This window comes from Butyricicoccus sp. OF27-2pH9A (genome assembly GCF_027693185.1).
Lineage (GTDB): Bacteria > Bacillota > Clostridia > Oscillospirales > Butyricicoccaceae > Agathobaculum > Agathobaculum butyriciproducens.
The window spans coordinates 55,454-69,072 of record NZ_JAQEXK010000001.1 but is presented as its reverse complement, the minus strand read 5'-3'; the positions used below and the strand labels follow the sequence as shown (position 1 = coordinate 69,072).

Here is a 13,619-nt window from a genome sequence, read left to right as displayed (position 1 = left end):
TCATTTTACGAGGAGGATATCCACAATGGCAAAGGAAAAATTTGACCGTTCTCTGCCGCACGTTAACATTGGCACCATCGGCCACGTTGACCACGGCAAGACCACTCTGACCGCTGCAATCACCAAGGTTCTGGCTCTCGAGGGCGATGCTGAGTATCAGGCATACGACGCAATCGACAAGGCTCCGGAGGAGAAGGAGCGCGGCATTACCATCAACACCGCACACGTTGAGTATCACACCGCTAAGCGTCACTACGCTCACGTTGACTGCCCGGGCCATGCCGACTACGTTAAGAACATGATCACCGGCGCTGCTCAGATGGACGGTGCTATCCTGGTTGTATCCGCTGCTGACGGCCCGATGCCGCAGACCCGCGAGCACATCCTGCTGTCCCGTCAGGTAGGCGTTCCGTATATCGTTGTCTTCATGAACAAGGCTGATCAGGTAGACGACGAGGAGCTGCTCGACCTGGTTGAGATGGAGATCCGTGAGCTGCTGTCCTCTTACGATTTCCCGGGCGACGACGTTCCGGTAATCCGTGGCTCCGCTCTGAACGTTCTGACCTCTGACTCCACCGATCCGAACGCTCCGGAGTACAAGTGCATCCGCGACCTGATGGAAGCTGTTGACACCTATATCCCGACTCCGGACCGTGCTGCTGACAAGCCGTTCATCATGCCGGTCGAGGACGTATTCTCCATCACCGGTCGTGGTACCGTTGCTACCGGTCGTGTAGAGCGTGGCCAGCTGAAGATGGGCGAGGAAGTTGAGATCGTTGGTCTGATGGACGCTCCGCGCAAGACCGTTGTAACCGGTATCGAGATGTTCCGCAAGCTGCTCGACTACGCTGAAGCAGGCGACAACATCGGTGCTCTGCTCCGCGGCATCCAGAAGAACGAGGTTGAGCGCGGCCAGGTTCTGGCTAAGCCGGGCTCCATTCACCCGCACACCAAGTTCCACGGTCAGGTATACGTTCTGAAGAAGGAAGAGGGCGGCCGTCATACTCCGTTCTTCAACAACTACCGTCCGCAGTTCTACTTCCGTACCACCGACGTAACTGGCGTTATCACTCTGCCGGAAGGCACTGAGATGTGCATGCCGGGCGACAACGTTGAGATGGACGTTGAGCTGATCACCCCGATCGCTATCGAGGAAGGCCTGCGTTTCGCTATCCGTGAGGGTGGTCGCACCGTAGGTTCCGGCGTCGTAACCGCTATCAACGCTTAATTTCAGTTAAGCAATAGCATAACGCAATTTACAAGCTCCCATGCTTTGGCATGGGAGCTTTTTTGTGCGTAAAATCCTCTTTCCTGCGCATACTATGCGAAGGAGGGATGCAATTATGTCGGAAAATCACGAAAACCGCTATCAGCTCCGGGCCGCCGCGAAGGCGTTCGAGTGGCTGCGCCGCAGCAAACCGGCAGTGTCCGCGAGGGAACAGGAAAAGATGAGCGAGGGTATCTCGCTGCCGCCCAATGAACGGGATTGCGGAACCGCCTGTTCCATGCAGGGCACCGATCGGGAAACGCTGAATGAGTGGTGCAAAGAACACGAAACCTGAAAAAGAGACGCGAAAGCGTCTCTTTTTCAGAAATGGAGAATTGAGAATGGAAAATGAAATTTGGTTATCGTTCTATCATCACGTTCATTCTCCATTCTCAATTTTCAATTATTCCCGGATTTTCTGCTCGGTTTACTTATCCGAACAATTGTGCTATACTATATACTAACAAAGTATTCCCTCCGTGCATAGGCTGATAGCAGGAGGGAACGCTCATGTCTGTTTTTCTGCAATCGGTTCTGGCGGTATTTGCCGCGGTGGGATTTTACACCGTGCTGCACACGGTGTACGAGATCGTCTCTGCGCGGCTGCTGCGGCTGCACGGCTCGGCGGAGCTGACGCTGTACGGCGACGGCTGCGATGCCGTCAGTGAACATCTGATCCGCGCGGCACTGCGCGTGCGGCGGCAGTATTTTCCCGGTCTGCTGATCACATTTGTCGAAATCGGCAGCGGACAGGGACAGAACATCGCCAAGTATATGGCGGCACGGCAGGACATAACCTATCTGGAATGACAAGTTGGGACGGTGGGACGTTGGACGAAAGAGAATATTTGATCGTGCGCGGCACGGTGCAGCAGATCGTTTACTACAACGACGAAAACGGCTATGCCGTGCTGCGCCTTGCTGCGGAAAACGGAGCCGAGGTCACGGCGACCGGCACGTTTCCCAACATTGGACTGGGTGAGGAGGTCATTCTGACCGGCTGCTGGGTGACGCACCCGACCTACGGCGAGCAGTTTGCGACCGAGGCGTTTGAGCGCCGGCTGCCGACCTCGGTGCGCGGCATCGCGGAGTACCTTGGTTCGGGCCTGATTCGCGGAATCGGTCCGCGGCTGGCGGCAAAAATTGCGGAAAAGTTCGGTGAGGACACGTTTGACATTCTTATGCACGAGCCGGAGCGTCTGTCGGAGCTGCGCGGCATTACCGACCGCAAGGCGAAGGAGATCGGCCGTCAGTTCACCGAACAGAGCGAAATGCGTCTGCTGATGGACTTCCTGAGCGAACACGGTCTGCCGGTCGCGCTCACGCCGCTGCTGTACAAGCGCCTGCACGACAGCGCCATCGACGCGCTGTGCGAGAACCCGTATCTGCTGTGTGACCCATACTATGATGTGGATTTCAAGCTGGCGGACGGTCTGGCGATGGAGCTTGGGCTGTCGCTGCTGAGCGATGAGCGCGTGGACGCGGGCATTCTGTATACGCTGACCTTCAACCTGAACAACGGCCACACGTTCATTCCGGTCGAAAAATTGCTGTACGCGGTATGCATGCTGCTGAGCGACGATGACGTGGTCGTGGACGAGGATCGGGCGCTACACGGCATTGCCCGTCTGGAGGAGAAGGGGCGGCTGGTGCGTGAGCACATCGCGGGCCGCGACGCGGTCTATCTGCGCGATATGCACGACGCGGAGGCCTATCTCGCCGAAATGCTCGGCTACATGGCAGAGCGCAATTATGAGTACGATTTTGACGTGGATGAGCTGCTTTCCGCGCTTTTGGAAAGCAGTGAGTTCACTTTTTCCGAGAAACAGCAGCTTGCGATTTCAACGGCTGCACGCAATGGTCTGGTTATCCTGACCGGCGGCCCGGGCACTGGCAAAACGACCACGGTGCGCGGCATCCTGCAGGTGTTTGAGGCACTGGGACTGGACACGCTGCTCGCCGCGCCGACCGGCCGCGCGGCAAAACGTCTTTCCGACCTGACCGGCATGGAGGCGAAAACCATTCACCGGCTGCTCGAGGCAGGCTTTGCGGGCGGCGGACGCACGGTGTTTGCCCGCAGTGTGACCAATCCGCTCGAGTGCGACGCGGTCATTCTGGACGAGGTGTCCATGGTGGACATCACGCTCATGCAGGCGCTCATCAATGCGCTGCCGCACGGTGCGCGGCTCGTGCTCGTCGGTGATGCGGACCAGCTGCCGCCGGTAGGCCCGGGCAACTTCCTGCGCGACCTGATCACCTCGCATCGGGTGCCGACCATTCAGCTGACCGAGATTTTCCGTCAGGCACAGCAGTCGGATATTGTCATGAACGCGCACGCGGTCAACGCAGGTGAAATGCCAAGGCCATCCGGCGCGGACGGCGACTTTTTCATCATGAAACGGGCGGATCCGGCGTCTGTTATCGAAACGGTGGCACAGCTTTGCGCTCAGAGACTGCCCAAGCATTACGGCTTCACTCCTGCACAGATACAGGTGCTTTCGCCTGCCAAGCGGCACGGCAGCGGAACCATTCCGCTCAACCGCCGTCTGCAGGAGGCACTCAATCCACCAAGTGAAAGCAAGCTGGAAAAGCGCTTCGGAGACACCATTTTCCGCGAGGGCGACCGCGTGATGCAGGTGCGAAACAACTACGACATCGTGTGGGAAAAGCAAGGCGACGACGAGCAGGGAACCGGCGTGTTCAACGGCGACGTCGGCGAGATCATCCGCATTTTTCCGCAGCAGGAGTGCATGGTGATTCGCTTTGACGACCGCATTGCGACCTACACCTTCGATATGCTGAACGAGCTGGAGCTGGCGTATGCCGTTACCGTACATAAATCGCAGGGCAGCGAGTTTGACGCGGTGGTGCTCGCTCTGTCGGACGGTCTGCCGCGCAAGCTGCTCACGCGCAACATTCTCTACACCGCGATCACACGCGCGAAGCGCCTGCTGGTTATCGTCGGCAGTCAGGATGTGGTAGCGTATATGGTAAATAACAACCAGAAGGGCAGACGGTACAGCGCGCTGAAAGCCCGTCTTAGGTTAGCCGATACTACTCCGAACTCCGGAAAAATTTTTCACCGAATGAACGATAAAATGGACGACTCACCAATTTAGTGTGTAAAAACGACTAATAAAAATATTGAATTTAAGAGGCTGCATTTTCTTATAATAAGAGAAAATGCAGCCTCTTATTTATTTGTAAATAATTGATGTAGTAAGGGCGTGGAGCAAATTTTTCGATGAGAAGAAATGTATAGAGAAAATATATTATGTAAGATTGCGGCTGTTACTTTGCTGGCAGGATTTCTCTCGGAGACAATATCTTTAAAAATATATAGAGCAATTACCATAATATGCTATAAATCTCCTTCGGAATCATTGCTTTGAATGCTTGTTTTGTGTATAATGACTAATAAGAGGTTTATAAGAGGTTTATAAGATTTCCTCTCTAATAGAGATCTGCTTGCAGATGCGAAGAAATTTATGGATATAGAACGAGATATGACCAATACATAATACTTATCGTCGTTTAGTACGTTTTTGGGACAGTAAATTTTAAGAATAACATCATGTGAGGTTAAGACTATGGCAGAAAAGAATACATCAAATATTGGATTTGAAAAACAGATATGGGATGCAAAGCCGCAGGGCCTTTAAAATGCCAGCCAGTTGCATAAAATGAGGTGCACTGTCTGTCTGACAGTGTTTTTTTTGAGGAATGGCTTATCAACAGAAGATGACAGGAGATTTAATATGATTTCGAGAGCAAAGAAATATGTGGCAGTATTACTGGCTTTTGTATGCGTGTGTATGATATTTTCTCCCCAGACTGCATATGCAGCCGAGGACAGTTCGCAGCATGAAACCGTCAAAGTCGGTTTCTTTGCCATGGACGGCTATCACGAGATGGACGAAAAGGGCAACCGCAGCGGTTATGGCTATGATTTTCTTCGCCTGATGGCCCGTTATTGGGATGTAGATTACGAATATGTCGGATACGATCAGAGCTGGGATGATATGCAGCAGATGCTTGAAGATGGCGAGATCGACATGGTAACATCTGCCCGCAAAACACCGGAAAGAGAAGAAAAGTTTGATTTTTCACGTCCCATCGGAACCAATTATGGGATGCTGACCGTCCTCAGTGACAACAGCACGATTGTGGACGGCAATTACAGCACTTACAACGGTATGCGTGTGGCGCTTTTGAACGGAAATACCCGGAATGAAGAGTTTGCGGATTTTGCAGACAACAAAGGATTTACATATGTTCCATCTTATTTTGATACGACCGCAGAAATGAAGGAAGCCCTTCAGAGCGAAAAAGTTGATGCGATTGTTACCAGTTCTCTGAGAAAAACAAACCATGAGCGAATCGTGGATAAATTTGGCAGCAGCGATTTCTATGTCATTGTTAAAAAAGGTAATACAGAATTGCTGAATGAGATCAATTATGCAATCGATCAGATGAATGCAGTTGAGGGTGACTGGAAAACGACACTTTATAATAAAAATTATGAAAGCATCGAAACTAAGAATCTGGAATATACGGAGAAAGAAAAAAGTATTATTTCACAGTATTCCAAGGACAACCCGCTTCATGTTCTGTGTGATCCGACCCGTTATCCATATTCTTATAATGAAAATGGTGAGATGAAGGGTATTATCCCGGATTACTTCCGGAAAATTGCAGACTATGCCGGGATTTCCTATGAGTTTCTTACACCTGCCACCAGAGATGAGTATATTGCTTATCAGAAAAATACGGAAACCACAGATATGAGCATCGATGCACGCCTGGAAACAGATAACTATGCTGAAACGAAAAAATGGGGGATTACTGCACCTTTCATTACGATGCAGTTGGCAAGGGTGACACGGCGTGACTTTGATGGAAAAATTAATGTTGTTGCTACTGTTGACCAGACAGCATCAAAGTCAATTGAAGATGCAATGGCACCCGGTGCAGAAAAGCTGATGTGCAGTACCCGACAGGAAATGATGGAAGCTGTCCGTAAGGGTAAAGCAGATGCTGCCTTCGTCTACTATTACATGGCACAGGCGTTTGTGAATAGTGACACTACGGGCACCATGACATATACTCTGCTGGAACAGCCTACATTCACCTACCGCATGGTAATTTCATCAACTGAGAACCATGCGCTGGCCGGTATTCTGACGAAAGCAATGTATGCCATGCCACAATATCTTATTGAAGATCTTGCAGCACAGTATACTACACACAAAGCAACAGAGCTGACATTTGTTGACTGGATCCGTCTGCATCCTGTTGTGACTGTTTCGGTTCTTCTTATTTTTGGATGGCTGCTGACTACTATGGCTGTGACAATGGTGCATCTCAATGCAAGAAAAAAAGCTCAGAAGGCGGCCCAGAAGAAAGCTGAGGAAATGGCGGAACTGGCAGAGCATGCGCAGGCTGCAAACAAGGCAAAAACAGCATTTCTGTCACATATGTCCCATGATATGAGGACGCCGATGAATGCCATCATCGGATTTACCGGTATTGCGATGAAAAACAATCCGTCAGACGAAGTGAAAAATTGTCTGAAAAAGATTGACAAAAGCTCAGAGCATTTACTGTCGCTGATCAATGATGTATTAGATCTGACCCGCATCGAAAGTGGAAAAATGAAATACAATCCGGTACCGGCGGATTTGAAAAACATTACAGATTCTGTATTGGATATTACAAAAGGCTTTCTTACGAACAGGGATATCAACTTTAAGATTCAGCGTGAAGATGCAAAGATTCCGAATGTACTTGCGGATCCTGCACGCCTGCGCGATGTGCTGGTCAATATTCTGAGCAATGCCGTAAAATACACTCCGGATGGAGGGACGATTACATTTGAAGCCCGGTGTCAGGAAAAGGGCGGGGATGGATATATAAATATGCGTTACCGAATTTCGGATACTGGTATTGGCATGAGTGAGGAATTTACAAAAGAAGTTTTTGAGGAATTTGCACAGGAAGATTCCGATGTGAGAACGCAGTACCACGGAGTTGGACTGGGGATGGCTATCGTAAAGAAGTATGTGGATATGATGGGTGGAACCATTTCCGTGCAGAGTAAAAAGCATGAGGGAACCACATTTACTGTGGATATTCCGTTGGAAATTACAGATCAGGAATGTAATAAGTCAGACACAGGTTGTTCTGAAAAGGTAAATCTTACAGGTGTGAATGTCCTTCTTGCAGAGGATAATGAACTGAATGCAGAGATTGCTGCCGTGCAGTTGGAAGAGCTCGGGATGAATGTAGAAAGAGCTGTGGATGGAAAGAATGCTGTTGAGATTTTCAGAAATCATCCGAAAGGCACATTTGATGTAATCCTGATGGATGTCATGATGCCTGAAATGAATGGTTATGAAGCGACAAAAGCAATCAGGGCAATGAATGACAGACCGGATGGAAAAAACATTCCTATTATAGCAATGACAGCTAATTCATTTACAGAAGATGTTCAGGCATCACTGGATGCAGGAATGAACGCACATTTGTCAAAGCCGATTGTGATTGATGAAGTTATAAAAACAATTTTAAGGTATGTATATAATTGATTAGCAGAGGTTCATGAATTAGTGGAATAAAATTGACAGGAGGACTAAAGTTTGACAATGTGAGAGTGCTATGAAGCTATTGGAGGAAACTATGAAGATGTCTTGGGGCGCCTTCACAGCGAAGCACTGATAATGTAACGGAGAATACAGGTATTCGATTGCAGAACGAAAAGTGGGAGATGATTCGTGCCCATACTGCCAGGGCCGGAAAAGATTCATTTTTTCTAATCAGCAGATTGGCATAGCGCTTGAAGAATACGGCAAAGGCATGTTATAATGAACGGAATGAAACGTTCAAAATAGATGAAACGTTCATTTTGAAAAGCAATGGACAAAACGAAAAAACATAGACGGTATATAGCTTTCCGGAGCTTTTAGCGAAAAGTTCATATTTTTCCGGAGTTGCCGATACTCGGTAAAAGGTGCTGATAAAATGCAGAAGAAAGAGAAAAATACCCGCAAGGGATTTACGCTGGTGGAATTGATCGTTGTGCTGGTCATTCTGGCGATCCTTGCGGCATTTATGATACCGGCGCTGATACAGTATATCGAGAGAAGTCTGGAGGCATCCGACCTCATCGAGGTGCGGGCGGCGTATATTGATGTGCTGACTGCGGTTACGGAGCAGGACAGCGAAAACATGAGCAAGACGGTCAGGCTGAAGCAAAAGCAGGATGACTGGCAGTCGAGAGATCCCATTACAATTGCAGGCGTTACCCATTCTAAGGCGCAAGGAGATACCGCGAACTGGAAAGGAATCCCTACCGCGGGCGGGGAATGCGAGGTGTACTACGACAGAGCAGCGGCTGTGATCGTGTTTGACTGGAAAGGCAAGAGCACAGCGGGCAGCACGATCGACTGGAACGAGAATCTGCACGGCATACTCGATCGGACCGGTATTTTGAAGACACTGAAGAATAATTCGAATTTTGAGATCGACTCGAAGTGCCCCAATTCCACTATGGTGCCCTTGGTGGAGAAGGAGATGAGAAGCGACAGCCTGCTGAAAAATGGCACATGGGCGTTTCTCGGCAGTTCCACGAACAAGAGCGACCGCTATTTGTTCTGGACATCGGTCGATGTCGCTACAAAGGCCGTCGGTGCGGGCAAGCAGATACCGGTCATTGTCAGCTCGGCGAACGGCGGCTATTACATCTCTGAAACGACCACCGCGGCCCGGAGCAACAACGGCCAAAAATATGTTGCGATTGCGGACCATATCTACAGTTACAGCACCTTTAAGGATTATATCACAGGAACGAAATATGACACGCTGGCGGAGGCGTATGCAGCCTATAAAGAACAGGTGGAAAACGATGTAAGATTCCAGCAGTATAAGGACACGCTGCCGGAGTGATGCCGTTTTCTCTGTCGAATTTTCGGTATTTGCCCCGGAGTCTTGCAAATGGCGCACAAAATCTGTATAATGGTAATACTGTCAATCCACGCGAACAGAGCGCGGAGAAAGGAATGAAATATGGCTTCTTTTCTGCAAAGAATCGCGAAAAAGATGTCGCTTTTTTCGAGCGATATCGGCATCGACCTCGGCACAGCAACCGTGCTGGTCTATGTAAAGGGCAAGGGCGTTGTACTTAACGAGCCGTCCGTTGTGGCGGTGGACAAGGTTTCCGGCAAAATCCTTGCCGTGGGCGAGGAAGCGCAGAGCATGCTTGGCCGTACACCGGGCAACATTGTCGCCATCCGTCCGCTGCGCGAGGGCGTTATTTCGGATTACGAGATGACCGAGCGCATGATCAAGGAATTCATCGCAAAGGTGCAGGGCATCCACCTGTTCAAGCCGAATGTGGTCATTTGCGTGCCGTCCATCATCACCGAGGTGGAGGAGCGTGCCGTCATTGATGCGGGCACGCAGGCGGGCGCAAAGCGCGTTTTTCTGGTCGAGGAGCCGGTCGCGGCGGCCATCGGCGCGGGCATCAACATCAACAGGGCCAACGGCAATCTGGTGGTCGATATTGGCGGCGGCACGACCGATGTGGCGGTTATTTCGCTCGGCGGCATCGTCGAATCCACGTCCATCAAGGTCGCGGGCGATAAATTCGACGAGGCCATTGTCAAGTACGTCCGCCGTAAGCACAATGCGCTGATCGGCGACCGCACGGCAGAGGAGATCAAGCGCACGGTCGGCTGTGTGTATCCGCGCAGCGAGGAAGCGATCATGGAGGTCAGGGGACGCTGTCTGATGACCGGTCTGCCGCGCACGTTTACCGTAAGCTCGAGTGAGATTCTCGATGCACTCGAGGAGGTCTCCTCAGCGATTGTCGAGGCGGTGCACTGGGTGCTCGAGCGCACACCTCCCGAGCTGACCGGCGACATTTCCGCCAACGGCATCACCATGACAGGCGGCGGTTCGCTGATCTGGGGCTTTGACAAGCTGATCGCCTCCAAGACCGGCATTCCGACGCGCGTTGCGGACGAAGCGGTTTCGTGCGTGGCGTACGGTACCGGCAACTGTCTGGAAAACCTGTCGAAAATGCAGGACGGCACGATGAATCTGTCGCGGCAAAGACAAATGAAAGCGCACTGACGCTTTATAGGTGTAAAAAGTCAGGCGCATGTCCCGACTTTTTACGGACGCAAAAGCGTCCGATTGTATGCAATTTGCAGGTAAATTGAAATTTTTAAGGCAATACCGCATAATTGAACAAGAGTGATTTGCGAGTAAATTTTGCGTACTGACGAGGCACAGTTTTGCGGTAATACTTGATGTATTACCGTGAAACTGCAACAAAGTCAGGACACAAAATTTCCGCAAAGCACCGCCGCTTTAATTGTGCGGTGTTGCCTTAAGATTGGCTTTATTGTGGGGCAGGTGAATCTTGATGAGTAAAAACGTAGTTGCAACCATTCGAGAGGACGCACCGTTCGTACCGGCGGGACGCTATTACTTATTTTCCGAGCCGGAGGCGTGGACGCTGATGCCGACCGACGAGGGCAGCGAACAGCTGCCGCTCACGCTGGACAAGCACAGCTATGCACTCGGCGCTGAGCCGGTGTCAAGCGAGCCGGACGAAATACAGGGTCTGCTCCGCGTGTATAAGGTGCGTCCGATCGCGCTGACGCTGACCGATGTGCGCGGCACAAAGGCGGCGCTTTCCGTGTCGTACCGTGCGGAAAACCTTGCGGTGCTGCAGGAATGGGGACTGGACTGCCGCAGTGCCGGAGAGCCGAAGAACCCGCCCGAAAAGTCCTTTCTGGTGAGGGTGGCGGACGGCGGTGAACTGCTGTCAAAGGGCAAGCTGGAGGTCTGGCGCGAAGGCGATACGCTGTGCTTTTTCCGGCGCGACAGAAACCTTTACACGGGCAAGGACAACCTGTACAGCGGCGAACTGCCGGTGCAGGCAATCCGGTTTTACCGTCTGTGCGGCGGCATGCGCACGGAAACGCGCGTATCCGGCGGCGGCGTGACCGTTGACCGCTCGGCGGCATACTGGGCAGGCTGGGAACATCCGTTTTCGTTCAATCCGCATGGACGCGCCATCGAGGCGGCGGTGCAGTCCGAACCGGTCCGCACCGAGCAGGTGCAGCACGATGAACGCTATGTGCAGCTTCGGGTGCAGTGGGAAAACCGGCGCGTGGACCTGCGGTTTTCGCCGGACAGCCTTGCGGCGTTTGGCGCGCTCATTCCGGAAAAGGAATTTGACGAGGTGGCGCTGAGCGACCGCACACCGACGCCGGTCGAGCAGCTTGATATCCTCGCCGGACTGTGCGACCGCGGCTTTGTTACGCGGGAAGAATTTGAGCAGGCGAAAGCGCGTCTGCTCGGGAAAATCTGAGGAATTTATGACCGAACAGGAAAAATATATGAAGGCCGCGCTCAAGCTGGCGCAAAAGGCGGCGGACGAAGGCGAAGTGCCGGTCGGCGCGGTGGTTGTCTGCGACGGCAAAATTGTCGGACGCGGACGCAACCGACGGGAAACAAAGAAAAACGCACTGCACCATGCAGAAATCGAGGCCATCGAGAAGGCGTGTAAAAAGCTGGGCGGTTGGCGGCTGCACCGCTGCGACCTGTACGTTACGCTCGAGCCGTGCCCGATGTGCGCAGGTGCGCTCATCAACTCGCGCATGAAAACCGTGTACTACGGTGCACCCGACCCGAAGGCCGGCTCGTGCGGCTCGCTGATAAACCTGTTCGCACTGCCGTACAATCATCAGCCTGCGCTGGTGAGCGGCGTGCTGGAGCAGGAATGCGCGGACATTCTGCGGAATTTCTTCCGCGAGCTGCGTAAAAAACGGAAAGAAATCCGAAAATTAGAGAAATCACGCGTCGAAGAACAATCATGACGCTTGATTATAGTATGTAAGTCGTGCCGATATTGCAGTTTGCTCAATACGCGGCACAGAAAAAAAGGGGAAAAATAAACAATGCCAAGAGAAAGACTCGGCTCGCGCCTCGGCTTCATCCTGCTTTCCGCAGGCTGTGCCATCGGCGTGGGCAACGTATGGAAGTTCCCGTGGATGGTCGGTCAGTACGGCGGCGGCGCGTTCGTCGTGTGCTATGTGCTGTTCCTGCTCATCCTCGGTCTGCCGATCATGACGATGGAATTTGCCATCGGCCGTGCGAGCCAGAAAAGTCCGGTGCGGGCGTATCAGGCGCTCGAGAAGCCGGGCAGCAAGTGGCACATCCACGGCTATCTGGCGATGATAGGCAACTATCTGCTGATGATGTTCTACACCACCGTGTGCGGTTGGATGCTGTACTACTTCTACCTGACGGTCAGCGGCCGATTTGTCGGCGCGACCGGTGAGCAGGTGCAGGCAGCCTTCCCGGAAATGCTCGGCAAGCCGGTGGTTATGACGGTCTGCATGGTTGCGGTTGTTGTCATCGGCTTTATGATCAACTCGTTCGGTCTGCAGGGCGGTCTGGAGCGCGTTACCAAGGTGATGATGATCATTCTGCTGGCCATCATGGTCGTTCTGGCGATCAACAGCATCATGACCGAAGGCTCGGGCGAGGGACTGCGCTTCTATCTGATTCCGGATCTCGGCCGTATGCAGGAGTGCGGCATCGCCAATGTTATCGTTGCCGCGATGAATCAGGCGTTCTTCACGCTGTCGCTCGGCATCGGCGCGATGGCTATCTTCGGCAGCTATATCGGCAAGGGCCGTGCGCTGCTCGGCGAGGCCGTCAATGTTGCGATTCTGGATACGTTCGTAGCATTTACTGCCGGTCTGATCATCTTCCCGGCGTGCTTTGCCTTCGGCGTGGCACCGGACAGCGGTCCGAACCTGATCTTCGTCACGCTGCCGAATATCTTTAACCACATGGCGCTCGGCCGCCTGTGGGGCAGCCTGTTCTTCGTATTCATGGCGTTTGCGGCCTTCTCGACCGTCCTCGCTGTGTTCGAGAACATCATGTCCTGCTGCATGGACCTGACCGGCTGGAGCCGCAAAAAGACCGCAGCCATCAACATCGTGCTGATGATCCTGCTGTCGCTGCCGTGCGTGCTCGGCTTCAATGTCTGGTCCGGCTTCCAGCCGTTCGGCGCAGGCTCGAACGTGCTCGACCTCGAGGACTTCCTCGTGTCCAACATCTGGCTGCCGCTCGGTTCGCTGGTTTACCTGCTGTTCTGCACCTCCCGCTACGGTTGGGGCTGGAAGAACTTCAAGGAAGAGGCCAACGAAGGCGGCGGACTCAAGGTCAAGGATAATATCCGCTTCTATGTAAGCTATATCCTGCCGATTATCGTGCTCATCATCTTTGCACTCGGCATTAAGGATAAGTTCTTCTAAAGAAATGCGAAAAG

Annotated in this window: 10 protein-coding genes; all 10 read left to right on the top strand. The window is 52.3% G+C overall.

Going from position 1 to position 13,619, the window contains the following annotated elements; translation table 11 throughout:
* The first annotated feature begins 25 nt into the window (after nucleotides 1-25).
* The 10 genes from tuf to PG722_RS00290 all read left to right on the top strand — a co-directional run bounded on the left by tuf (nucleotide 26) and on the right by PG722_RS00290 (nucleotide 13,605).
* On the top strand, nucleotides 26-1,228 hold the full coding sequence (gene tuf, locus PG722_RS00335; protein WP_270579320.1) for an elongation factor Tu: 1,203 nt from the start codon (nucleotides 26-28) through the stop codon (nucleotides 1,226-1,228).
* A 115-nt stretch (nucleotides 1,229-1,343) separates the two neighbouring features.
* Nucleotides 1,344-1,562 carry a hypothetical protein gene (locus PG722_RS00330; protein ID WP_270579319.1) on the top strand — a complete coding sequence of 73 codons (219 nt, stop codon included), beginning with the start codon at nucleotides 1,344-1,346 and terminating at the stop codon, nucleotides 1,560-1,562.
* A 215-nt stretch (nucleotides 1,563-1,777) separates the two neighbouring features.
* Entirely contained in the window at nucleotides 1,778-2,077 is a 300-nt protein-coding gene (locus tag PG722_RS00325; protein ID WP_116705137.1) for a hypothetical protein, read from the top strand.
* A 20-nt stretch (nucleotides 2,078-2,097) separates the two neighbouring features.
* On the top strand, nucleotides 2,098-4,386 hold the full coding sequence (recD2, locus tag PG722_RS00320) for an SF1B family DNA helicase RecD2 (protein ID WP_270579318.1): 2,289 nt from the start codon (nucleotides 2,098-2,100) through the stop codon (nucleotides 4,384-4,386).
* A gap of 639 nt (nucleotides 4,387-5,025) precedes the next feature.
* Nucleotides 5,026-7,854 (top strand): transporter substrate-binding domain-containing protein, encoded by a 2,829-nt coding sequence (locus PG722_RS00315; RefSeq protein ID WP_270579317.1) that lies wholly within the window; start codon nucleotides 5,026-5,028, stop codon nucleotides 7,852-7,854.
* A gap of 433 nt (nucleotides 7,855-8,287) precedes the next feature.
* On the top strand, nucleotides 8,288-9,211 hold the full coding sequence (locus PG722_RS00310) for a type II secretion system protein (protein WP_270579316.1): 924 nt from the start codon (nucleotides 8,288-8,290) through the stop codon (nucleotides 9,209-9,211).
* Nucleotides 9,212-9,364: 153 nt separating this feature from the next.
* Nucleotides 9,365-10,399, top strand: a complete 1,035-nt coding sequence (locus PG722_RS00305; protein ID WP_270576203.1) for a rod shape-determining protein — start codon at nucleotides 9,365-9,367, stop codon at nucleotides 10,397-10,399.
* A 295-nt stretch (nucleotides 10,400-10,694) separates the two neighbouring features.
* Nucleotides 10,695-11,648: an SHOCT domain-containing protein gene (locus tag PG722_RS00300; protein ID WP_270579314.1), complete on the top strand. Its 954-nt coding sequence runs from the start codon at nucleotides 10,695-10,697 to the stop codon at nucleotides 11,646-11,648.
* Nucleotides 11,649-11,655: 7 nt separating this feature from the next.
* Nucleotides 11,656-12,156: a tRNA adenosine(34) deaminase TadA gene (gene tadA / locus PG722_RS00295; RefSeq protein WP_116705133.1), complete on the top strand. Its 501-nt coding sequence runs from the start codon at nucleotides 11,656-11,658 to the stop codon at nucleotides 12,154-12,156.
* An 81-nt stretch (nucleotides 12,157-12,237) separates the two neighbouring features.
* The gene (locus PG722_RS00290) at nucleotides 12,238-13,605 is read left to right on the top strand and encodes a sodium-dependent transporter (protein WP_270579313.1); all 1,368 of its coding nucleotides are present in this window, start codon (nucleotides 12,238-12,240) and stop codon (nucleotides 13,603-13,605) included.
* The last annotated feature ends 14 nt before the right edge of the window (nucleotides 13,606-13,619 follow it).

What these genes read in the sequence shown, in the direction of transcription:
- PG722_RS00330 (WP_270579319.1), top strand. Translation starts at nt 1,344, where the DNA reads ATGTCGGAAAATCACGAAAACCGCTATCAGCTCCGGGCCGCCGCGAAG.
- tadA (WP_116705133.1), top strand. Translation starts at nt 11,656, where the DNA reads ATGACCGAACAGGAAAAATATATGAAGGCCGCGCTCAAGCTGGCGCAA.
- PG722_RS00310 (WP_270579316.1), top strand. Translation starts at nt 8,288, where the DNA reads ATGCAGAAGAAAGAGAAAAATACCCGCAAGGGATTTACGCTGGTGGAA.
- PG722_RS00315 (WP_270579317.1), top strand. Translation starts at nt 5,026, where the DNA reads ATGATTTCGAGAGCAAAGAAATATGTGGCAGTATTACTGGCTTTTGTA.
- PG722_RS00305 (WP_270576203.1), top strand. Translation starts at nt 9,365, where the DNA reads ATGTCGCTTTTTTCGAGCGATATCGGCATCGACCTCGGCACAGCAACC.
- tuf (WP_270579320.1), top strand. Translation starts at nt 26, where the DNA reads ATGGCAAAGGAAAAATTTGACCGTTCTCTGCCGCACGTTAACATTGGC.
- PG722_RS00290 (WP_270579313.1), top strand. Translation starts at nt 12,238, where the DNA reads ATGCCAAGAGAAAGACTCGGCTCGCGCCTCGGCTTCATCCTGCTTTCC.
- PG722_RS00325 (WP_116705137.1), top strand. Translation starts at nt 1,778, where the DNA reads ATGTCTGTTTTTCTGCAATCGGTTCTGGCGGTATTTGCCGCGGTGGGA.
- PG722_RS00300 (WP_270579314.1), top strand. Translation starts at nt 10,695, where the DNA reads ATGAGTAAAAACGTAGTTGCAACCATTCGAGAGGACGCACCGTTCGTA.